23 protein-coding genes and 1 riboswitch are annotated in these 23,127 nt (G+C 35.9%); of the genes, 9 read left to right on the top strand and 14 right to left on the bottom strand.

The annotated features are described in order from the left end of the window. The first annotated feature begins 195 nt into the window (after positions 1-195). The 4 genes from GFJ36_RS01500 to GFJ36_RS01485 all read left to right on the top strand — a co-directional run bounded on the left by GFJ36_RS01500 (position 196) and on the right by GFJ36_RS01485 (position 5,453). On the top strand, positions 196-1,392 hold the full coding sequence (locus GFJ36_RS01500) for a NupC/NupG family nucleoside CNT transporter (protein ID WP_001200509.1): 1,197 nt from the start codon (positions 196-198) through the stop codon (positions 1,390-1,392). Between the two features lie 280 nt (positions 1,393-1,672). Further along, positions 1,673-2,776: a polysaccharide deacetylase family protein gene (locus GFJ36_RS01495; RefSeq protein ID WP_097889277.1), complete on the top strand. Its 1,104-nt coding sequence runs from the start codon at positions 1,673-1,675 to the stop codon at positions 2,774-2,776. A gap of 248 nt (positions 2,777-3,024) precedes the next feature. Then, a complete protein-coding gene (locus tag GFJ36_RS01490; protein ID WP_097889276.1) occupies positions 3,025-4,107 on the top strand; it encodes a polysaccharide deacetylase family protein in 1,083 nt (360 codons plus the stop codon). A 116-nt stretch (positions 4,108-4,223) separates the two neighbouring features. Further along, a complete protein-coding gene (locus GFJ36_RS01485; RefSeq protein ID WP_097889275.1) occupies positions 4,224-5,453 on the top strand; it encodes an aminopeptidase in 1,230 nt (409 codons plus the stop codon). 40 nt (positions 5,454-5,493) lie between these two features. Here the strand turns inward: GFJ36_RS01485 and GFJ36_RS01480 are convergent, their stop codons facing one another. From GFJ36_RS01480 to GFJ36_RS01435, 10 genes are all read right to left on the bottom strand, one after another. Next, a complete protein-coding gene (locus tag GFJ36_RS01480; RefSeq protein ID WP_000263259.1) occupies positions 5,494-5,817 on the bottom strand; it encodes a DMT family transporter in 324 nt (107 codons plus the stop codon). A gap of 47 nt (positions 5,818-5,864) precedes the next feature. Beyond that, positions 5,865-7,316 (bottom strand): NADP-dependent succinate-semialdehyde dehydrogenase, encoded by a 1,452-nt coding sequence (gene gabD, locus GFJ36_RS01475; RefSeq protein WP_087982241.1) that lies wholly within the window; start codon positions 7,314-7,316, stop codon positions 5,865-5,867. Then, on the bottom strand, positions 7,309-8,676 hold the full coding sequence (locus GFJ36_RS01470; protein ID WP_097889274.1) for a sigma-54 interaction domain-containing protein: 1,368 nt from the start codon (positions 8,674-8,676) through the stop codon (positions 7,309-7,311). The genes gabD and GFJ36_RS01470 overlap by 8 nt, the downstream gene beginning before the upstream one ends. Positions 8,677-8,791: 115 nt before the next feature. Continuing rightward, positions 8,792-10,156 (bottom strand): 4-aminobutyrate--2-oxoglutarate transaminase, encoded by a 1,365-nt coding sequence (gene gabT / locus GFJ36_RS01465; protein WP_176518829.1) that lies wholly within the window; start codon positions 10,154-10,156, stop codon positions 8,792-8,794. Positions 10,157-10,310: 154 nt separating this feature from the next. Then, on the bottom strand, positions 10,311-11,057 hold the full coding sequence (locus tag GFJ36_RS01460; protein WP_097889272.1) for an HAD family hydrolase: 747 nt from the start codon (positions 11,055-11,057) through the stop codon (positions 10,311-10,313). Positions 11,058-11,194: 137 nt separating this feature from the next. Beyond that, positions 11,195-12,100 (bottom strand): diacylglycerol kinase, encoded by a 906-nt coding sequence (locus GFJ36_RS01455; protein ID WP_000977669.1) that lies wholly within the window; start codon positions 12,098-12,100, stop codon positions 11,195-11,197. A 469-nt stretch (positions 12,101-12,569) separates the two neighbouring features. Beyond that, on the bottom strand, positions 12,570-13,997 hold the full coding sequence (gene gatB, locus GFJ36_RS01450) for an Asp-tRNA(Asn)/Glu-tRNA(Gln) amidotransferase subunit GatB (protein WP_001047688.1): 1,428 nt from the start codon (positions 13,995-13,997) through the stop codon (positions 12,570-12,572). A 14-nt stretch (positions 13,998-14,011) separates the two neighbouring features. Further along, positions 14,012-15,469, bottom strand: a complete 1,458-nt coding sequence (gene gatA, locus GFJ36_RS01445) for an Asp-tRNA(Asn)/Glu-tRNA(Gln) amidotransferase subunit GatA (RefSeq protein WP_000051449.1) — start codon at positions 15,467-15,469, stop codon at positions 14,012-14,014. A gap of 15 nt (positions 15,470-15,484) precedes the next feature. Continuing rightward, complete coding sequence (gatC, locus tag GFJ36_RS01440; protein ID WP_000086999.1) at positions 15,485-15,775, bottom strand: Asp-tRNA(Asn)/Glu-tRNA(Gln) amidotransferase subunit GatC; 291 nt, start codon at positions 15,773-15,775, stop codon at positions 15,485-15,487. Positions 15,776-15,916: 141 nt separating this feature from the next. Then, complete coding sequence (locus tag GFJ36_RS01435) at positions 15,917-16,153, bottom strand: YiaA/YiaB family inner membrane protein (RefSeq protein WP_001254393.1); 237 nt, start codon at positions 16,151-16,153, stop codon at positions 15,917-15,919. Positions 16,154-16,384: 231 nt separating this feature from the next. Between GFJ36_RS01435 and GFJ36_RS01430 the strand changes: the two genes are divergently transcribed. The 4 genes from GFJ36_RS01430 (at position 16,385) to GFJ36_RS01415 (ending at position 18,837) form a co-directional block, all read left to right on the top strand. Beyond that, on the top strand, positions 16,385-16,867 hold the full coding sequence (locus GFJ36_RS01430) for a MarR family winged helix-turn-helix transcriptional regulator (RefSeq protein ID WP_097889271.1): 483 nt from the start codon (positions 16,385-16,387) through the stop codon (positions 16,865-16,867). Positions 16,868-16,942: 75 nt separating this feature from the next. Then, on the top strand, positions 16,943-18,124 hold the full coding sequence (locus tag GFJ36_RS01425) for an ArsA family ATPase (RefSeq protein WP_088061535.1): 1,182 nt from the start codon (positions 16,943-16,945) through the stop codon (positions 18,122-18,124). Further along, on the top strand, positions 18,117-18,308 hold the full coding sequence (locus GFJ36_RS01420; RefSeq protein ID WP_087982231.1) for a DUF3926 domain-containing protein: 192 nt from the start codon (positions 18,117-18,119) through the stop codon (positions 18,306-18,308). The genes GFJ36_RS01425 and GFJ36_RS01420 overlap by 8 nt, the downstream gene beginning before the upstream one ends. A 61-nt stretch (positions 18,309-18,369) precedes the next feature. Next, complete coding sequence (locus GFJ36_RS01415) at positions 18,370-18,837, top strand: HXXEE domain-containing protein (protein WP_141542816.1); 468 nt, start codon at positions 18,370-18,372, stop codon at positions 18,835-18,837. A 167-nt stretch (positions 18,838-19,004) separates the two neighbouring features. Here GFJ36_RS01415 and GFJ36_RS01410 read toward each other — a convergent pair whose 3' ends face one another. The 3 genes from GFJ36_RS01410 to GFJ36_RS01400 are packed head-to-tail and all read right to left on the bottom strand — an operon-like array spanning position 19,005 to position 21,555. Continuing rightward, positions 19,005-19,859: a MetQ/NlpA family ABC transporter substrate-binding protein gene (locus GFJ36_RS01410; protein ID WP_097889269.1), complete on the bottom strand. Its 855-nt coding sequence runs from the start codon at positions 19,857-19,859 to the stop codon at positions 19,005-19,007. 21 nt (positions 19,860-19,880) lie between these two features. Further along, positions 19,881-20,546, bottom strand: coding sequence for a methionine ABC transporter permease (locus GFJ36_RS01405; protein WP_071757779.1), 666 nt, complete (start codon positions 20,544-20,546; stop codon positions 19,881-19,883). Continuing rightward, positions 20,536-21,555, bottom strand: coding sequence for a methionine ABC transporter ATP-binding protein (locus GFJ36_RS01400; protein WP_046953719.1), 1,020 nt, complete (start codon positions 21,553-21,555; stop codon positions 20,536-20,538). Before GFJ36_RS01400 ends, GFJ36_RS01405 begins: the two co-directional genes overlap by 11 nt. Before the next feature lie 123 nt (positions 21,556-21,678). Beyond that, positions 21,679-21,785, bottom strand: a riboswitch (SAM riboswitch). Positions 21,786-22,027: 242 nt separating this feature from the next. Between GFJ36_RS01400 and GFJ36_RS01395 the strand changes: the two genes are divergently transcribed. Then, positions 22,028-22,591 (top strand): cysteine hydrolase family protein, encoded by a 564-nt coding sequence (locus GFJ36_RS01395; protein ID WP_088061531.1) that lies wholly within the window; start codon positions 22,028-22,030, stop codon positions 22,589-22,591. 232 nt (positions 22,592-22,823) lie between these two features. Here the strand turns inward: GFJ36_RS01395 and GFJ36_RS28945 are convergent, their stop codons facing one another. Further along, the gene (locus tag GFJ36_RS28945; RefSeq protein WP_000521654.1) at positions 22,824-22,973 is read right to left on the bottom strand and encodes a hypothetical protein; all 150 of its coding nucleotides are present in this window, start codon (positions 22,971-22,973) and stop codon (positions 22,824-22,826) included. Positions 22,974-23,127: the final 154 nt, after the last annotated feature.

The following is a 23,127-nucleotide window of genomic DNA, read 5'->3' as shown; positions in this document are numbered from 1 at the left end:
TGTGCAAAAAAAGACTCATATTGATTAGCTTTCTCTCATAGATGAAAGTGAATCCATATGGGTCTTTTTTTATTTTTATTTTTCTAAAAGGTCAGACATCTTACGTATGACATAAAACCTCTTTGTTTTATTTTTTGTAATATAACGAGCGTTTTATGTACAAACTTTATACGAACTTCTGAAAGGGGCAACTACATGCAATATGTAATGAGCATTATCGGTATTCTTGTCGTTTTAGGTTTATGCTTTGCTTTGTCAAACAATAGAAGTAAAATCAACTTCCGTGCAATTGCTATTATGATTGGTTTTCAAATTTTAATCGGTTGGTTTATGTTTGGCACAAAGATTGGTCAACAAATCATTATTTTCATTGGTAAAGTTTTCAACAAACTAATTAAACTTGGTACGACAGGTGTCGATTTTCTCTTTAATGGAATTCAAAGAGATTTTGTCTTTTTCTTAAACGTACTATTAATTATCGTATTTTTCTCAGCACTACTTTCTATCTTTAGTTATTTAGGTGTTTTACCATTCATCGTTCGCGTTGTCGGCGGTGCAATTTCAAAAATTACTGGTTTACCACGCGTTGAGTCATTCCACGCAGTAAACTCTGTATTCTTCGGTTCAAGTGAAGCGTTAATCGTTATTAAAAACGATTTACAGCATTTTAACAAAAACCGTATGTTTATCATTTGTTGTTCTGCAATGAGTTCCGTTTCTGCTTCTGTTACAGCATCATACGTAATGATGTTAGATGCGAAATATGTACTAGCAGCTCTTCCGCTAAACTTATTCTCAAGCTTAATCGTTTGTTCGCTATTAACACCAGTTGATACGAAGAAAGAAGATGAAGTGATTCAAAAATTTGATAGAACTTTATTCGGTGACAGCTTTATCGGTGCAATGATTAACGGTGCGCTTGATGGTTTAAAAGTAGCTGGTATCGTTGCCGCATTAATGATTGCCTTCATCGGTGTGATGGAAGTTGTAAACTACGTAATTAGTGCCGCTTCAGGTGCAATGGGATATGCTGTTACTTTACAACAAATTTTCGGTTATATACTTTCTCCATTCGCATTCTTAATGGGTATTCCAACTCAAGATATTATCCCAGCTGGTGGTATTATGGGTACGAAAATTGTATTAAACGAGTTTGTAGCAATCCTTGATTTAAAAGATGTTGCATCAACATTATCTCCACGTACAGTCGGAATCGTTACAGTATTCTTAATTAGTTTCGCAAGTATTAGCCAAATTGGTGCGATTGTTGGTACAATCCGTGCCCTTTCTGAAAAACAAGGAAGCATCGTTTCTAAATTTGGTTGGAAAATGTTATTTGCATCAACACTTGCTTCTATTTTATCTGCAACAATCGCTGGATTGTTTATTTAATAAAAAACTCCACCTTACTTCTCCTTTTCCAAAAGGAAATTTAGGTGGAGTTTTTTTACTTTCTTCTATATGTATTTTTATGTAAACCTCACCAGAAAAATATAAGGGTTTTTTCCGAATTATTCCAAAAATGTATTCCCCTCTATATTCTATAGTGATATGATGTACAAGGGTATAATTCAAATTTTTAAAATCGAAAATTTGAATTATTGTCACTTATACGAATGATAATTTCAAGACATAAGTGATGATAATTAAAACACAATAGAAGGATGATAGAATGAAAAAATATACATATATCGCTTTACTTTCTTCTGCTATTCTCGTAGGTTGTAACACTAGTAGCACTAGTGATAAACAAATAAAAGAAGCAACGGCGAAACAAACAGTTGAACAAAAAAAAGCGAAAGCGGTTGAACTGCCTTTAACACAAGGAATTATTACATGGGATCCGTATGAATATAACGCACAAAACACCACGCTTTATACAAAGGACTTAAGAGATTCATTCACACAAGTGCGTTACAATATTTGGCGTACTGCTGATGGTCCTGAAAGCAAACAAACTTTTACTTCACAAGAAAAAGAACGTGACTTTGCCCTCCCACTACATTTAAAATCATTTCATTTAAAACGTGGCGAATTTCAAATTGAAACAGTAGGAATCAAAGAAGATCATACTGAAACAACTCTAGTAACATCTAAAATTACATTCCAGCAACATGTACCCGTATTAATGTACCATGCGATTGAAAAATACCCTGGACCAAGTGATGGGGATTACGGCTTATACGTACCACCTGAGCAATTCGAAAAACATATGCAATATTTAAAAGATAACGGTTATACGATGCTTACATTTGAACGTTGGAATGATATAAATCGTGTAAATAAACCTGTTTTTGTAACGATGGATGATGGTCGAAAAAATAATATGAACGCTCTTCATATTTTACAAAAATTAAAAGATGATAGATTTCAACCTATGGCTACTGAATTCCTTACTGCAAATGAGATAGACAAACCCAATCGTCTATCAACAGATGAGATAAAACAAATGATGGATTCAGGCATTTTTTCTATTCAATCACATACTGCTAATCATACGATGATGGCTCATTCAAGCAATTATGATGAGGAATTACGTAGTTCGAAAGAAAAAATCGAAGCCCTTACTGGTAAAAAGGTCATCGCTCTCGCCTATCCAGTAGGTTCTTATAATGACCCAGCTGTTGAAGAAACAAAAAAACATTATGAGTTCGCAGTAACTACTGATCACGGTAATCACATTACAAAAGGGATGCCAAACGAACAGTACTTAATTAAACGCCACTTTGTAGGGCCTAATACATCAATGGAAAAATTCATATCTCTTATAAAGTAAAACTTGATCAGTAGGGGTTTTGTTCACCCCCACCTAACCTCTTTGCTTTTGCTGAATTCTGAGGTGGAGTCTTACTGCCCACAAATAGCGGGATAAAGTAAACTTTACTAAAAGATGATAGAAATAAGTCACTAACCTATCTCATTACTAAAATGATATGATGAACAAGGGTATGTCCCCACCTCTCTTACAGCGGTGGGGATTTTAAATATAAGTATGCAACATAATACACAATAGAAGGTGATTTTATGAGAAAATACGCAGCAATCGCTTTATGTACGTCTGCCATTTTAGCTGGCTGTAAAAGTAGCAATGTAAACCAGGAACCTAAAAAAGAGAAAAAGGTTCAAGAAGTTAAGAAACAAGAAGAGACTGTGCAAGAACAAGGTAAAATTTCTTATCATCCGATTACACACGAATCTACAAACACTACTATTCATATGACAGATATAAAAGATACTTTAAGTGAGGTACAATATAAAATTTGGCGCACAGCTGATGGGAAGGAAAGTGCTAAATCTTTTTCTTCTAAAGAAAAGGAGAAACAATTTACACTTCCTTTTGACATAAAAGAATTTGAAGGAAAACGCGGTGAGTTTCAAATTGAAGCAATAGGAATGAAAGAAGATGGGAAAAACATTCCACTCACAAAATCTACTATTACTTTCGAGCAAAAGATTCCCGTTCTTATGTACCATGCAATCGATGATTATCACGGACAAGGCATTAAAGATTTATTCGTATCACCTGCTAATTTTGAAGCCCAAATGAAATATTTAAAAGACAACGGCTATACATTACTAACTTTTGAACGTTGGGGCGATATTAATAAAGTAAATAAACCTATCTTTGTTACATTTGATGACGGTATGAAAAATAATATGAATGCATTTCATGTTTTACAAAAACTAAAAGACGATACGTTTAAACCTACAGCAACAGAATATATGATTGTTGATAACGTTGATGTAGAAGGATCACTTTCTACATCTGACATAAAAGAAATGGTTGATTCCGGCATTTTCTCTATGCAATCTCATACTGCAACACATGCAGACTTGCCGAAAATTACAAACTATGAAGAAGAATTAAAAGAATCAAAGGAAAAGCTAGAGAAAATAACAGGTAAGCCTGTTATTGCAGTTGCTTATCCATTCGGTCATGTGGATGATAAAGTTGTTGCAGAAACGAAGAAATATTATCAATTTGCGACGACAACAAAACCCGGAAAGTTCATTACGAAAGGTGAACCCGATGAATTACTAAAAATGAAGCGTGTTCGCATACACAATTCGACGACTGTAGAACAATTTGCTTCTTCGATTAAATAACGATGAGAGCTCAATATATTTTGAGCTCTCTTTTTACGCTATATTTATATATATTTTTTGAATTTTCTTGTATTATATATAGTAAGAAATCTTTCAAATTAAAGGAGATTATACATATGTCATTTGAACAAACGTTAGAGAAATATGCTGCCCTTGCAGTCAATGTTGGTGTTAATATTCAACCAGGACAAACATTATCAATTAGTGCACCTCTTGAAGCTGTACAATTTGTACGCCTCGTTACAGAAAAAGCATATAAATCTGGTGCAAAACACGTATATGTGGACTGGAATGATGAGACGTTAACACGCTTAAAGTTCGACCTAGCCCCTGAAGAAGCATTCGCTGAGTTCCCATCTTGGAAAGCACATGCTCGTGAAGAATTAGCAAAAGAAGGTGCTGCATTTATGTCTATTTATGCAGAAAACCCTGATTTATTAAAAGGTGTAGAATCAACGCGTATCGCAACAGCTCATAAAGTAGCTGGTGAAGCAATGAAAGTATACCGTGATTACGTACAAGCTGATAAAGTAAGCTGGTGTGTCATTTCTGTTCCTACGAAAGAATGGGCTGCGAAAGTATTCCCTGACGTTGCACCAGAAGAACAAGAAGCAAAACTATGGGATGCTATTTTCAAAGCTACTCGTGCGGATTTAGAAAATCCTGTGGAAGCATGGAAAGAACACGATAAAACGTTACATACAAAAGTTGATTACTTAAACGAAAAGCATTATAAAGCCCTTCACTATACAGCTCCTGGAACAGATTTAACGATCGAACTTCCAGAAAAGCATGTATGGGCTGGTGCTGGTAGCTTAAATGAAAAGAACGTACCATTTATGGCGAACATTCCAACTGAAGAAGTATTTACAATGCCACTTAAAACAGGTGTAAACGGCCAAGTATCTAGCACAAAACCGTTAGCATTTGCAGGTAATATTATCGATAACTTCACGTTAACATTTGAAAACGGACGTATCGTAGACTATAAAGCTGAAACTGGTGAAGAGGCTTTAAAACATTTAGTAGAAACAGATGAAGGCTCTCACTTCTTAGGCGAGGTTGCTTTAGTACCTCATGATTCACCAATTTCAAATACAAATATTTTATTCTACAATACACTATTTGACGAAAACGCATCTTGCCACCTTGCAATCGGAAGTGCTTATGCTTTCAACTTAGTTGGCGGAAAAACAATGTCTAAAGAAGAACTTGCCGAAAATGGAGCAAACAATAGTATTACACACAACGACTTCATGATTGGATCAGCTGAGCTTGATATCGATGGTATTACAGATGATGGAAGACATGAACCAATCTTCCGTAAAGGTAACTGGGCATTTTAATAAAAACAAAAGGCTATCTTCCACACCGGAAGATAGCCTTTTATGATGCCGATGAAACCTTAAGTCCAATTACTCCTAAAACAATAAAAAGAATACAAAATGCTTGGAATAAGTTAATGTGCTCTTTGAAGAAATACACGCTAATAATTGTAATAAGTAATGTTCCTACACCAGACCAAATCGCATAAGCAATACTTAAATGAATTTTTTTGACAACGATAGCAAATACGCTGAAACAAATTCCATAAAATACGAAAATAAGTACACTGGGAACGAGCTTTGTTAAACCATTTGATAGTTTCATCGCAATTGTTCCAGCTACTTCAAAAATAATTGTAACAAGTAATAATAGCCAATATACCATACTAGAATCTCCTTCTCTGTTACCTTATAGAGATTCTAGTATACTACTTATAGTCCTAATGAAATATATTTAATTTCTAAATATTCCTCGATACCGAAATGGCCTCCTTCACGGCCAATACCACTTTCTTTAAAGCCACCGAATGGTGCTTGTGCAACTGATGGAAGTCCATCATTTAATCCGATAATACCGTACTCTAATGCTTCGCTAACTTGGAATGCTTGACTAATATCTTTTGTGAAAATATAAGCAGCTAAGCCATATGGTGTATTATTTGCACGTTCGATTACTTCTTCAACCGTTTTAAATTTCGCAACTGGTGCTACTGGTCCGAATGTTTCTTCATTCATACAAAGCATCGTATCGTTCGCCAATCCAATTACAGTTGGTTGCATAAAGTGTCCATCTAGCTCTGCAACCTTTTGACCACCAAATAAAACTGTTCCACCCTTTTGAATAGCATCTTCGATATGTTCCTGTACTTTCGAAACTGCATTCTCGTCAATAAGTGGTCCTACAGTCGTTCCATCACCGAAACCGTCTCCTACTTTTAACTGCCCTACTGCCTTTTGAAACTTCTCTGCAAATACTTCATACACTTCTTCCTGAACAAATACTCGGTTTGTACATATACACGTTTGTCCTGCGTTACGGAATTTCGAACCGATTACCGCCTCTACCGCTTTATCTAAGTCCGCATCATTCATAACAATAAACGGCGCGTGACCACCTAACTCAAGTGAAACCTTTTTCATCGTTTGTGCAGCACTAGCCATTAATTCTTTCCCAATCTCAGTTGATCCTGTAAAGGAAACTTTTCGAACACGCCCATCTTCCATCCACGTATCAGCAATTGCTTTCGCACTACCTGTTACAATATTTATTACGCCTTTTGGAATGTCCGCTTCATGGGCTAATTCAGCTAATTTCAAAGCAGTTAAAGGCGTTTGGCTTGCCGGTTTTACAACTGCCGTACATCCCGCTGCAAGCGCCGGGGCTACCTTTCTCGTAATCATAGCAGCCGGGAAGTTCCAAGGTGTAATAGCGGCCATAACTCCAACCGGTTGTTTCATAACTAAAATACGTTTATTCGGATGAGAAGCAGGAATCATTTCGCCATATACGCGTTTACCTTCTTCTGCATACCATTCAACAAAGCTATTGGCATAATTCACTTCACCAAGTGCTTCTACAAATGGCTTTCCTTGTTCTCTCGTCATAATCGCTGCAATCTCTTCTTTATTTTCATCGATAAGTGTGAACCATTTTTTTAACTTCACTGCACGGTCTGCTGCTGTTAACTTAGACCATGATTTAAAAGCTTCATGAGCAGCATCAACAGCTTGCTTTGCCTCTGTTACCCCGCCCTTTGGTACCGTCGCAAATATTTCCTTCGTTGCTGGATTATTTACTTCGATTTGTTCTTGCAATGTAATCCACTCACCATTTATATACATCGCCTTTTTCTCTACATTTACAAACGTCGCTTTTTTATCCAATGTTTTCTTCCTCCTCTATAAGTTTCTTTATCTTCCTAGTGGCAGCAGATTGACTTATTTTTAAAAACTCCGCTACTTTATAACTCGATCCATATGTTTTATATGCTTTCAAAATAATATTCCGTTCTACTTCTTCTAACATTTTATAGAGACTTTGGCCGGACTGTTCAACCGTTGATTCTTGCATCGCTATTGGCAAATCTTCTATCGTAACGATATCATCAGCAGTTATAACAATTCGCTCAATCACATTTTCAATCTCTCTATTATTTCCTTCCCACGGGTAACCAACAAACATTTGCAATGTGCTAGGCGCTAATTTTACATTCCGGCCATATTTTTCGTTAAAGTGCTGTAAATAATGATAAATGAGTGGCAAAATGTCTTCAGTTCTTTCCCTGAGTGGTGGAATTACAATTGGAATGACATTTAGACGATAATATAAATCTTTCCGGAATGTTCCTTGTTTCACCATCATACTTAAATCTCTATTTGTAGCCGCTACAATTCTAACGTCCACCTTTTTTAATTCTCTTCCGCCAATAGGACGAAACGTTTTTTCTTGCAACACTTGCAAAAGTTTCGCTTGAATTTCAAGTGGCATTTCGCCAATTTCATCTAAGAAAAGAGTTCCTTTATGAGCTGATTCTAATAATCCCTTTTTCCCTTCACGATTCGCACCTGTAAAAGATCCACCTGAGTATCCAAAAAGCTCTGATTCAATTAAATTCGTTGGCAATGCCGCACAATTAATTTCATAGAAACTTTCATTCTTCCTGTTACTCACTTCATGTAAATGACGTACTAATCGACTCTTCCCTACTCCTGTCTCACCTAAAACGAGAACTGTACTATCTACCACGGATACTTTCTTGATTGTCTCGACTATTTTTTGCATAGCGATACTTTTAAAAATAAGTCCTTCATGTTCATATGTTTCTCTTAATTCTTTTTTATATGTTTTTAACTGATTATCCATTTCCTCTACCTTTTGACGTAATTGGTAGAGCTCTGTCAGATCACGTGAATAACTAATTACTCTTCTTAAATTTCCCTCATTATCAAAAACAGGCCTTGTACGAACGTGTAAATACTCTCCTGATTTTGTCGTTTGAACGAGTTCAATCGGTCTCTTTTTTTCAATTACTTCTAACGTTGCCGATGGATAAAAGATACCATCCTTCTGCAATTCTTTCACATGCTTACCTACCAACTCTTTAGCAGCTAGTTGATAGTGCCTTTCACATGTACTATTTACACGCACAACGATTCCCTTTTCGTCAGTCACAAAAATTTCGTCAAACGCATATTCAAATACATCTTGTAAATCCATTAACACTCGTTCCTTTTCTCCAACCATCCTAGCCACCCCTAACTTCCAATCCATCGATTCACTTCACTACCTTTATTATAAAGTGAATTTTCTGTATTTTATATAGAGTCAGCTAGAATGTTTGCGATTTATTATTTAGCTTTTAAACACGAGCAGTATTCGCTTTCTCATAACAGACTTGCAATGATTCTTCAATTATAGTTAATCCTTCTTCAAGTTGCTCATCTGTAATAACTAATGGCATTAACACACGAATAACATTACCGTATGTCCCTGCTGATAGTAGAAGTAATCCGCGTTTATTTGCCTCTGCGCACAAATTAGCTGTTAACGTTTTATCAGGTGCTTTCGTCTTCCGATCTTGAACGAGCTCGAATGCACACATTGCTCCTAAACCACGCACATCACCAATGCAATTATATTTATTTTTCATCTCTTCGAATCGGTTCATTACGACTTTTCCTAATTCTATCGCTCTATCATTTAAATTCTCTTTTTCTATTACATCAAGTACTGCCAATGCTGCTGCACATCCTAGTGGGCTTCCTGCATACGTTCCACCAAGCTCTCCCGGCGCAGACTCATTCATAATTTCCTTGCGCCCAATAACACCACTAATCGGTACACCAGCGCCTAATGATTTAGATACCGTAATTAAATCTGGAACGACATCATAATGATCAATGGCAAAATATTTTCCTGTACGACTAAATCCTGTTTGAATTTCATCCGCTACAAATAAGATGCCGTGTTCTGAACAAATATTGCGTACTTCTTGCACAAACTTCTTACTTGGAACGATAAATCCGCCTTCCCCTTGAACAGGTTCCATTACAACGGCTGCAATTGTTTCTGGTGCTACTTCTGATATGAAGAAATTCTTAAACTCTTCAATCATAAAGTCATCGTACTGCTCTTCCGTTAATCCTTCTGGGCGGCGATATTCGTACGGGAATGGTGCTTTATAGACTTCAGGCGCAAATGGACCAAATCCAAATTTATATGGTTTTACTTTACTTGTCATCGTCATTGTCATTAATGTACGCCCATGGAATCCTTTAGAAAATGCGATAATACCAGGTCTTTTTGTATATTTACGAGCGATTTTCACAGCGTTCTCAACCGCTTCTGCACCACTATTTAAAAATAGTACTTGCTTATCAAAACTTCCCGGCGCTAATGCCGCAAGTTTTTCTGCTAATTCAATATATGGCTCATACATCATGACATTAAATCCAGTATGAATGTATTGATCTACTTGTTTATGGAGCGCCTCTTTAACAGCTGGATGACAATGCCCTACGTTAATTGTTCCGATTGCTCCCGCGAAATCAATGTACTGATTGCCATCAACATCTGTTACAAGAGAACCATTTGCAGATTGTACAAACGTTGGGATGCCGTTACTTACTCCTTTTGGTACTATATTTTGGCGGCGTTCTAATAAAGACGCTGCTTTCGGTCCAGGAATTTGTTCATTTACTTTAGCAAATTTTTTTGTGTTCATTACGTACCCCATCCTTTTCTTTACATTGTTTTCTCTTTTCATTGCAAAATGTATGCCAACGTTCTTTCCCAGCATTCATCCTGCATACCTTCTATGTCGACATAAAAAATAAGTCTATAAAGACTCATTAAGAGTCCTTATAGACTTATTTTTCTTACACATTAGACTTTCCTTGTTCCCAAATCAACTCACCCGAATGAGAAATAAACTCCCCAACAGATTGTACTACTAAATCTGCAAGTGGTTCTAACGTTTGACGATCTCCTGTACCAGACAGTACTCCAATTGCATAGCAATTGCCACCATTTCTCGCTAAATGTAAATCAGTTGGTGTATCTCCAACGACGGCTACTTCACATGCTTCTAAATGAAACTTCTCACAAAAATATTCTACAATTCTTTTATCTGGTTTTTGTGCCGGAAATGTATCTGAAGCTACAACATAATCAAAAAAGGACTCTAATTGATATTGTTTCAAAAATAATTCTGTTGGTGCAAAATCATCAGCTGTCACAACACCTAAAATAAATCCTCTATCCTTTAAACCTTGTAAAATCCTCGGTAAATCCGCCGTCATTTTCATATAGGAGCGGTGTTCATACATAAGAGAAAATAATTTTTCACTTACCCACTCATGCATTTCCTCTTCCTTAGATGACGTAATATACTTACAAAGCCCCTTTGCTACATCGAGGCTTGTTCCAGCAGCTATTGCACTACGAGGATGAACAAATGCCCCATCCACACCGATTTCTTTTAATAAAGCCTGCTGCATTGAATGTGGGAGTTGATATAATTTTATACATTCAGCAACAAGCTCTTCAGCCACTTTTATCCAAATTGAATAAAAATCCATTAATGTCCCATCTTTATCAAATAGTATTGCCTTTACCTTCTCCATAGCATCCTACCTCTCGTTTCTTATCTCCTCCAGTGTATCAATAAAGTATGGATATAAAATAAACGAATTGTAAAAATACCATAAAAATCAAACTAACTTCCAATTTACAATTCCTCTATATAATAAAAAGGATGCCTTTACAGGGCATCCTCTTGTTGTTCAGGAACAAATAGTTCAAGACAATGATATATATTTTCGAATTCCATCGGTGCATCTCCACCGTATTCACCGTCTAAGTTAATCATTAGTTTATCTGGTGAATGCACTTTAATTCGATTTGCTTGTGTGTATAGTACTTTTGGATTGTTAATATGTTCACCACGCTGCGCTTGTGTTGCTGCTTTAATTAAGTCAGCAATAGAACCTTTTTTCAGTACTAATAAATCAAATAATCCATCGTTAATCGATGCATATGGTGCTACCTTTTCAAAGCCGCCCACTGAACGAGTATTCGTAATTAAAAACATCGTAATTTCTTCTTGTAGTAATTTCCCATCATACTCAATTTCAACATATGTTGGATGTAATGACGGTAACATTTCGATTCCTTTTAAATAGTAAGCAAGTTGGCCTAATACCGTCTTTAGCTTGCTTGGCACTTCATATGTTAATTCTGTAATACGGCCGCCACCAGCGATATTAATGAAATATGTATCATTCGCTCTACCAAGATCTAACGGAACTGTTTTCCCTTCACAAATAATATCCGCAGCCTCTTCAATAGCACGAGGTACACCGATCGCACGCGCAAAATCATTTGTCGTTCCAACTGGAATAATTCCAAACTTTGGACGATGTTCATGTCCTACTAAGCCGTTCACCACTTCATTTAATGTACCATCACCACCAGCTGCGATAACAACATCAAACTTACGATCCGCAGCTTGCCTCGCTGCCACAGTCGCATCTCCAGGACCAGTTGTCGCATGACAAGACGCTTCATATCCAGCTTGTTCTAATTTTTGTAATACTTCCGGTAAGCTCTTCTTAAATAGCTCGCGCCCAGAAGTAGGATTATAAATAATTCTTGCTCGCTTCATCATTTATTAGCACAGGAAATTTCTTTATATATTGAAAAAGAACATACCGAACTTCTATTCAGTATTCCCATGCCTACCTCCTCTCATCTTCCTATCCTTCTTTTATCTCGCTCAAACAGGCAGTAAGAACCCGATTCGTGTAGTCCATCAAAAGTAAATATTCATTTCAATGGTTTTGTTTTATTTGACAAAAAATTTATGTCCATCTATTTCCTCACAACAATTTACATATAACGAATAATAATTATCTATTATTTCATGAGATGAAAAAACCTCTATGTCTAGATTTATCATTATTCCCACCTTTTTGCAACTATCATACCATAGTTGCTATACAAACATTTTTACACTTTTGACAGTTAATCAAACGTTTGTTTAAACGATCTTCTCTCATTTAAACAAACGTTTGATTAACCTAGAAAAACACCCATGTACGGGTGTTTTTCTGCTTAATCTTTACAAGTTACTATTATTATCGCTTATTAATCTCTTCAAGTAAGATTTTGTTAACAAGCGGCGGATTTGCTTGTCCTTTTGTAGCTTTCATAATTTGACCAACTAAGAAGCCAATTGCACGGTCTTTACCGTTTTTAAAGTCTTCGATAGATTGCTCATTATTATCAAGAATTTCTGTTACAACTTTACGAAGTGTACCCTCGTCAGAAATTTGAACAAGACCTTTTGCTTTAACGATTTCCTCTGGGTCTCCACCTTTTTCAATTAACTCGTTAAATACTTTCTTCGCGATTTTAGAAGAAATTGTACCTTTTTCAATTAATTGAACCATTTTAGATAAACCAGCAGGCGTTAATGCAACGTCTTTTAATTCTTTTTGTTGTTTGTTTAAGTATGCAAGCACTTCACCCATTAACCAGTTTGATGTTAGTTTCGCATCTGCTCCATCTTCAATTGCTGCTTCAAAGAAATCAGACATCTCTTTCGTTAATGTTAATACGTGTGCATCATAAGCTGGTAAGCCAATTTCTGCAACGTAGCGAGCTTTACGTGCATCTGGAAGTTCTGGAATCGAAGCACGAATTTCTTCTTTCCACTCATCATCGATGTAAAGTTCAACTAAGTCTGGCTCTGGGAAGTAACGGTAATCGTCAGATCCCTCTTTCACACGCATTAAGATTGTTTTCTTCGTTGCTTCATCATAACGACGTGTTTCTTGTTGGATGATACCACCAGATAACAATTCTTTCTCTTGGCGCACTTGCTCGTGCTCAAGACCTTTTTGTACGTAAGTGAATGAGTTTAAGTTTTTCAGTTCCGCTTTTGTACCAAACTTCTCTTGTCCAACTGGACGAAGGGAAATGTTCGCATCACAACGCAAGGAACCTTCTTCCATCTTACAATCAGATACGCCAGTGTATTGAATGATTGATTTTAACTTCTCTAAGTATGCATATGCTTCTTCTGGCGTACGCATATCTGGCTCAGATACGATCTCGATTAAAGGCATACCTTGACGATTGTAATCTACTAATGAACCATCAGCTGTATGCGTTGATTTACCAGCATCTTCTTCTAAATGAAGACGTGTAATACCGATACGTTTCTTTTTACCGTCTACTTCAATTTCAATCCAACCATTTTCACCAATTGGCTTATCGAATTGAGAAATTTGGTAAGCTTTCGGATTATCTGGGTAGAAATAGTTTTTACGGTCGAACTTCGTTTCCGTTGCGATTTCACAGTTTAATGCCATTGCAGCTTTCATTGCAAAGTTAACTGCTTCTTTATTTAAAGTAGGAAGTACCCCTGGGTATCCTAAGTCAATTACACTTGTTTGTGTATTTGGCTCCGCTCCGAATTCTGTTGGACTCGCAGAGAAAATTTTCGAATTTGTTTTTAACTCAACGTGAACCTCTAAACCAATAATTGTTTCTAAATTCATCTATGCTCGCCTCCTTACAGACTTGCTTTTTTTGTATGATAGTCTGTTGCTTGCTCAAACGCATGTGCAACGCGGTAAATTGTCGCTTCATCGAAGTGTTTACCAATGATTTGTAGACCAAGTGGCATGTTGTTAGCACCGAATCCACATGGAACAGAAATCGCTGGAACACCCGCTAAGTTTACTGGGATTGTTAAAATGTCATTTGCATACATTGTCATTGGATCATCAACTTTTTCGCCCACTTTAAATGCCGGAGTTGGCGTTGTTGGTCCAATAATAACATCGTAGTTAGCAAATACATTTTCAAAGTCGTTTTTAATTAATGTACGTACTTGTTGTGCTTTCTTGTAGTATGCATCATAGTAACCAGAGCTAAGTGCAAATGTACCAAGCATAATACGACGTTTTACTTCATCACCAAAACCTTCGCTACGTGTGTTTTTGTAAAGGTCTAATAAATTATTTACATTATCAGAACGAACACCGTAACGTACGCCATCAAAGCGTGAAAGGTTAGCAGATGCTTCAGAAGAAGATAATAAGTAATACGTTGCTAGAGCGTATTTAGAGTGTGGAAGAGATACTTCCTCCCAAGTTGCGCCCATACCTTCTAATACTTTTAAAGCAGCTAGTACTGACTCACGAGCTTCTTCGCCAACACCTTCTCCTAAGTATTCTTTCGGTACAGCAATGCGTAAACCTTTAACGTCGCCTGTTAAACCAGCTAAGTAGTTTCCTACTTCAACGTTAGCAGAAGTTGCATCCATACGGTCAATACCTGAAATAGCTTGTAATAAGTATGCATTATCTTCTACTGTACGTGTAATCGGTCCGATTTGGTCAAGTGAAGATGCGAATGCTACTAATCCGTAACGAGATACGCGTCCGTAAGTTGGTTTTAAACCTACAACGCCGCAATATGCAGCTGGCTGACGGATAGAACCACCCGTATCAGAACCTAGAGAGAATAATACTTCTCCTGCTGCTACAGCTGCTGCAGAACCACCACTAGATCCGCCTGGAACGTAATCTAAGTTCCATGGATTTTTCGTAGCGTAGAAACCTGAGTTTTCATTTGAAGAACCCATTGCGAACTCGTCCATATTTAACTTACCGATTGTAACTGTGTCAGCAGCTTTTAGCTTTTGCACAACTGTTGCATCATAAATTGGATCAAAGTTTGCTAACATTTTGCTCGCACAAGTTGTACGAAGACCGTTAGTTACAATGTTATCTTTTACACCAATTGGCATACCGAATAATAAACCATTATCTTCAGCACCAATTTTCGCGTCTAATTCTTTCGCTTTCGCGCGTGCGTTTTCTTCATCTAATGTAAGAAAAGCTTTTACGTTATCTTCAACATCCGCAATACGTTTGTAAGATTCTTCTACTAAATCCGTAACGGAAATTTCTTTGTTGTTTAACTTCTTATGTAACTCTGATACGGAATGATCAAATAATGACATCGAAATTCCCCTCCTCTATTCTAATACTGCTGGAACACGTATTTGATTATCTTTGTGATCCGGTGCATTTTTTAATACTTCTTCGACTGGTAAACCTTTTTCTGGTACATCTTCACGCATAACATTTTTCATAGTTAATACATGAGTTGTTGGTTTTACATCAGTTGTATCTAATTCATTTAACTGTTCTGCAAATGTAACAATTGCATCTAGTTGTTTTTGAAATTTTTCAGCTTCTTGATCAGTAATTGCAAGACGTGCTAAATGTGCTACGTGCTTTACATTCTCAACGGAAATTCTTGACACGGCTAGGCCACCTCCATAATATATCGTTCAATCTACAATACTATTGATGATACCAAATTTTCAGTACTTCAAGCAAGTCAACACACGGCACTTACTGCATTTTTACATAAAAAAAGAAAGGCAAATGCCTTTCTTTACGATTTACTCTTTATCTAACGGTTTATTTTTCGGAAATCTCTCGTTATCTTCTTCATTATCACGAATTGTTTTTTGTAATACAAAACAAGACATCGTTAAAAATAATGTTCCAATTAAATAATATCCTTTTACACTAAGCGTTTCATCTAACGTATAAATTCCAATTAGCATACCTGAAAGTGCACAAACAAATGAAGTCCATGCTAAAAACGTGAACGCTTGCGTATTACGTCTTCTCATTGTTCTCCCCCTCGTTAGCTGTACATCCATTATAGATAAGTATATTTACTATGATGGATTTTTATGTAAATTCTAGTTTTATATTTATAAATCTATCATAAAAGAATACTATTTTAAAGTTAGTTTTCTGTCTAATCTGAAAAAACAGTTAAAACTATTGACATTTATTTCAATTCTGCATAAAATAAAAACAAATATTACGAACCTCGAAATATACGGGAGTGGAAATAATTGTTGCAATACGAACATTTTTTAGACTTACTGCTAGATAACGCCAAGAAACTTTTTTATCCTGAAGAATGGGTAAGCCTAGATTTAACACTTTCTAAAACAGAAGTATTTTGTTTACTTTGGATGGAGCGAAATACAGATATTACAATGACAAAAATCGCTGACCTTCTTGATATACCGATGAGTACAACGACAGGTGTTGTAAATCGCCTCGTAAAAAAGGGATATATTGAAAGGTACCGTGATGAAAACGACCGACGCATTGTATTAATTCGTTTAACAGAAAACGGCGTAATGCTCGTTCAAGAAGTAAAACAAAATGCAGCCCATTACTTTAGCCTAGTGACAGAAGCATTATCAGAAGCAGAAAAAGCATTCTTACTACAAATCTTCCAAAAGATCATGAATCACATTGCTACGTCACAGCAAAAAACAGAAGAAAAGGTTTCTACACCTAAAATGAAAAACATTCCGATTGAATAAAACCCTAGTTGGGTTTTTATTCAACATTTTATTTCGGTACTCGTAATATTCGATACTCGAAACAAAAGGGATAGAATAATGAGAATTATTTTGTATACAGGTAAAGGCGGCGTAGGAAAAACTAGCATTTCAGCAGCAACAGCACTTCAAAGCGCAAAACAAGGATTAAAAACATTAGTAATGAGTACAGATCCTGCTCATAGTTTAGGAGATTCATTTGGTATAAAGCTATCTTCTGAGCCATTAGCAATTCGTGAAAATTTGTGGGCACAAGAAATTAATACGATTTATGAGATGGAAAAAGGCTGGGGGAAATTACAGAAATATATTACACTACTCTTCACTTCCAAAGCAGCTGATGATATTACAACAGAAGAATTAACAATGTTTCCTGGTATGGAAGATTTAATTAGCTTACTTCGCGTACTCGATTATTATAAACAAAACACATATGATGTTATCATCATTGATTGCGCTCCAACAGGAGAAACATTAGCAATGCTCAGCTTTCCAGATATGCTCGGCTGGTGGATGGAAAAACTCTTTCCTATTAAAAGAAAAGTTTTAAAAGTTGTTCGTCCTGTAGCTCAACCACTTCTTGGTGTCCCCCTTCCAACCGATGATATTATGGACGAATTAACGAATACACTTGAACAACTTGGAGAAATGAGAGATATTTTATCAAACCGAGACATAACAAGTATCCGCATCGTTGTAAATCCTGAAAAGATGGTCATTAAAGAAGCTCAGCGCAGCTTTACGTATTTAAACTTATACGATTATAACGTGGATGCCATTATGATTAATCGCGTCATCCCTAACACTGTCACCGATCCTTATTTTCAAGCATGGAAAGATACTCAAAAGAAATATAAAACATTGATTCAAGATAGTTTTCAGCCGCTTCCTATTTACGAAGCTCCTATGTTTGAACAAGAGGTTGTCGGTTTGTCTATGTTAGAGCGTGTAGGAGATGCTTTATTTAAATCAGATTCTTCTCCTACGGAAGTGAAATTTAACGGTCGCACTCAATATGTAAAAAAAGATGGCGATGAGTATATTTTCGTTCTCTCCATTCCCTTCTCAAACAAAAGTGAACTTTCATTAAATCAAAAAGGTGATGAACTTATCATTCGTTCAGGTTCTGTGAAACGGAACATCACATTACCAAAAACGTTAACACACCTTTCTATTCAAGGAGCAAAATTCGAAGATGATGTACTAAACATTCGATTTGGAGGTGTAGTGCATGCGTGAGGAACTACTAAGGAAGGTAATTCGTACAAAAATAAAAGTCGGTATGAATATATTAGAAGAGTTACCTGCCCCAATCCAGCAATCAGCTAAGCAAGCACTAAACATTTTGCAAGAGGAACTAGCTACTTATCCGAAAAAACAAGAGCATCATGAGGATAATTTAAAAAGTATCATAATTGAATAGCTATCCCTGTATAGAGGGCCTTTTTTAGGCTTTCTATATTTTATTGGAGTGATGTCAGTTGATGAAAAAACATTCAACTATTATACCCTGGATCATTCCTTTATTATTTTTCGTTCATAACCTTGAAGAATCTTTTCAAATGCCACAATATCTTGCTAATCAATTTTCAATTTATTTTATAACAAGCCGACAATTTTTCATTGCGATTTTCGTATTAACAATCTTTGTCTTACTTATCGTCTTTCTATATCAACTAAACTTCTTGTCTTCTATATACTGGATTATTTTTATACAGGGGGCGATATTCTTCAACTCTGTTCAACATATTATTTTGTTTTTCATTTATCGTTCATATAATCCTGGCGTAATATCAGCCGTTTTCATTATGATTTTTTCTATTTTCTTTTTTTCATTCGAAAAACACCTCATTCATAAAAAACAATTCGTAATTACACTCATTTTTAGCTTATTTGCTTACCCTTTTATAATTTGGATTACCTTACTATTCGCTAGCTACTTTCATTCATAAAAAAAGACCAGGAAAACTCCTGGTCCATCACTCTACTTAACAAACATTGGATTCTACGTTATACAGAATTGGAAGGTACAGAATTAGGGTTTTGTTTGTTAAGTAGATTATATGTTGAACGAGCTAACAGCGGAGGGGTTCCTACTGTTAATCGTTAAACCCGATAATTATTTTACGATTTTTTCAAGCTCCTCAAGTGAAAGATCTACTGAAATGGAACCATCATTTGTTTCTTTCTTAATTGCATCTGTTACTTCTTTTGAATGATATAGTTCAATTACTTTTTTCAGTGTTGAATCATCTTTATCTTTTGTACGAGCTGCGAAAATATTAATATATGGCTTCGCATTTTCATTCTTTGGATCTTCTAAGAAAATTGGATCCTTCGCTGGATCTAATCCAGCTTGACCAGCAACACCGTTATTAATAACTGAAGCTGCAACATCTTTTAATACACGAGGTGTTTGCTGTGCGATAACCGGTGTAATTTTTAACTTCTTCGGATTTTCAGCAATGCCACTTGGATCTCCGAATAAGCCAAAGTCTTTCTTAAGCTTTAATAATCCAGCTGCATCAAGAAGTTTTAATGCACGAGCTTGGTTCGTTGGATCATTTGGAATCGCAATTTCTGAACCATCTGGAATTTCATTTGCCTTCTTATATTTTTCAGAGTATAAGCCCATTGGTGCAATTTGCGTTGTACCGACAGCTGTAATATCTAACTTATGCTCTTTTTTAAATTGCTCTAAGAAAGCAACGTGCTGGAATGAGTTTAGTTCAATATCTCCATCAGCTAACGCTTTATTTGGCGTTGTGTAATCAGAGAACTCAACCAGTTTAATTTTAATTCCCTCTTTTTCAGCTTTTTTCTTTAAAATTTCCCAAGCGTCTCCATCTGTTCCGGTTACGCCAACGCGAACTACTTTCTCTTTTGCTCCTGCCCCCGTGTCTCCACTTGAGCAGCCGCTTAACGCTGAAATTCCTACAATCGCTGATAATGCAAATGCTAAAATTTTCTTCATTTTCTTTTCCCCTCTTCCTTTTTATGATCTACGTAAAAAGACTTTCGCAAAGTAGTTTCCTAAATTTTGAGCTATCTGTACGAGAATAATAAGTAAAACGACCGTTACGAACATAACTGATGTATCAAAACGTTGATAACCATATGTCATCGCTAAGTCACCAAGACCGCCACCACCGACAAGCCCAGCAACTGCAGAAAATTCAATTAAACCAACTGTCATAAACGTAACACCTAAAATCAATGGCGCTAACGCTTCTGGTACAAGAATTTCAAAAACAATTCTAAATGGTGAAGCACCCATCGCTTGAGCTGCTTCAATGACTCCCTTTGGAACTGAAACAAGATTTGTTTCAACCATTCTAGCAATACCAATTGACGCAACTAACGTCATTGGAAAGATTGCTGCTGCTGTTCCAATCGTCGTTCCGATAACACTTCTTGTTAGTGGGCTTAAAGCTACTAAGAAGATGATGAATGGAACCGGACGAATTGTATTAATAATGATATTAAGAATAGAAAAGACCCATTTATTTTCTAAAAAGTTTCCTTTCCTCGTTACATACAACAGTAAACCTAGGGGTATACCAAGAATTGTAGCAAATATAAGGGTTACGATTACCATTAAGAGGGTATCCCCCGTCGCATCTACTATGCGAGGCCAAAATATACTCCAATCAACTCGCATGAGCTTCTACCTCCTTCAGCTGCACTTGCAGTCTTAGATGTTGTAATGCTTTTTGAATTTCCTTCTGTTCACCTTGCAATTCTACAAGAAGATTTCCAAATAGCACATTTTGGAGTTCAATAATATTTCCGTACAGTACGTTTACATCGACGTTATAATTTTTCGCGATATATGATAGTACCGGCTGCCCTGTCTCTTCCCCAGTAAATGTTAAGCGATAAATCTGTCCACCATTTTGAATTTTCCCTAGAACACTTTCCGGTAAATGATCATTAATAATGGAGCGTACAAAGTTTTGAGTTGTCTTTGTTTTTGGTTGTGTGAAAACATCAAACAGTTTTCCTTCTTCAATAACCTTTCCCTTCTCCATTACAGCTACACGGTGACAAATTTCTTTCACAACATGCATTTCATGTGTAATAAGAAGAATTGTTACATTGTATTCTCGATTTACTTTCTTTAATAAGTTCAAAATTTCTGTCGTTGTTTCTGGATCTAAAGCTGATGTTGCCTCATCACATATAAGAATGTCTGGCGATGTTGCAAGTGCTCTTGCAATGCCAACACGCTGCTTTTGTCCGCCTGATAGTTGCTCTGGATAATAGTTTGCTTTATCTTCTAATCCTACAAACTTTAGCAGTTCATTTACTCTTTCTTTTATCTCATTTTTTGGTACTTTCGCTAACCTTAATGGATAAGCAATATTCCCAAACACTGTTCTTGAATTAAATAAATTAAAACTTTGAAAAATCATCCCGATTCTTTGTCTTAGCTTCCGTAATTCTTTCGTCGATAGTGATGTAATATCTTTATCATCTATTGAAATCGTTCCCGCCGTTGGTCTCTCTAACATATTTACTAGGCGTAATAACGTACTCTTTCCAGCGCCACTAAAACCGATAATGCCAAAAATTTCGCCCTTCTCAACTGATAATGTTACATCCTCCACCGCATGAACAGATTGCCCACCTGATTCATATACTTTACTTACGTTGTTAAAAGAAATCATTTTTTCCCCTCCTATATGCTGTAAAAACTTGAAGTAGAGCTTTCGAGGTAAAATAAAAAGTGCTCTCCTTCTTATCAACCATAAAGATAAGAAGGAGAGCACTTATATGTACTCGGTCACATCTTCTCATCTTCCAAGCCTTTTATAAGGCTTGCTGGAGTTAGCACGGTATTAAAAAACCCGTTGCTGAGGTATCGTAGGGCCAGTCCCTCCACCTCTCTGGATAAGAATGTATCGATTTAATTGTCGTTTAATTAATTCTCATTATAGAACTCAGAATAATAAGAGTCAATACATTTTTTAGAAAAATATTAATTATTTATCTATTAAAATTTTCAAATAAAAAATCACAATATAATATTGCTTTTTAAAGTTATGTAAAATTCTTCTCCTTCATATTTTTTTAAAAGGAGAATCACCTCTATAAATTGAATACCATTATTTGAATATGAAACCGGAGGAAGATAAATATATGAAAACAGCTCTTTTACTCGTTGATATTCAAAATGATTATTTTCAACACGGAAAGATGGAATTGCGTAATCCAATAGAAGCAAGCAAATATGCTCGTCAGCTGCTACAACTCTTTAGAACGAAAAACGAACCTATTTTTCATATCCAACATGTAGCAATAAAAGATGACGCTACTTTTTTCCTGCCCAATACAGAGGGTGTACATATTCATGAAAGCGTACGTCCACTTAGAGAAGAAACCGTTATACTCAAACATTATCCAAATAGTTTTCGCGAAACTGATCTTCTAGAACAATTACAACGTTTAGACATTGAGCACGTCGTCATATGCGGGATGATGACTCATATGTGTATTGATGCTACCGTAAGGGCTGCTTTTGATTTCGGCTTTCCATGTACCGTTATACATGATGCTTGTGCTACAAAAGATCTTTCTTTTAAGAATGCTACTATACCAGCCGTTTATATTCATAACACAATTTTGGCTAGTTTAAATGGAGTATATGCAACTGTAATGAGTACAGAGGAGTTTGTGGCTACAAAAAAACACTCCCTTCAGTGAGCAAAACCGAAAAGAGTGTTTCTTGTCAAACCATAGATTTTCTTTCAAATTGTATTATACAGGAAATCCTTAAAATGAATACTAAAAAATATGACTAATAAGTCAACTTTTCTCGTTGTTTTGTTTCTATTTACATGTTTATCCCGATATTAATAGGATTTAGCTAGTTCTAATTACCGAATGGTAATATACGGTAATTGAAACTAGTTTCTCCTATCAAAAACGTAACATATTATTTATCTGTTTGTTTTTGCTTCTTTTTCAAATACTCCGCACGCAATTTTTCAATTTGCTGCTTTTTATCAAATTTGGCAGGCGTCTGTTTTTCATGAAACTTTGCCACAGATACCTGACTTTTGTAATCCAATTGATATTTTCCCACTTTGTTCACCTACTTTTCTTGTCTTTAAAGAGAATCTATTCAACAAATATAATATACCTTATTTACTGAAGTAAACCTTATTACTTTATTAGTTTTTCTACTTATATCTATCTTAATCCACATATAGAAATTTTTTCAAAAAAAAAAAAAAAAG

It is taken from the genome of Bacillus sp. EE-W1 (assembly GCF_009760835.1).
GTDB lineage: Bacteria > Bacillota > Bacilli > Bacillales > Bacillaceae_G > Bacillus_A > Bacillus_A wiedmannii.
This window is presented reverse-complemented; position numbering and strand designations above follow the sequence as displayed.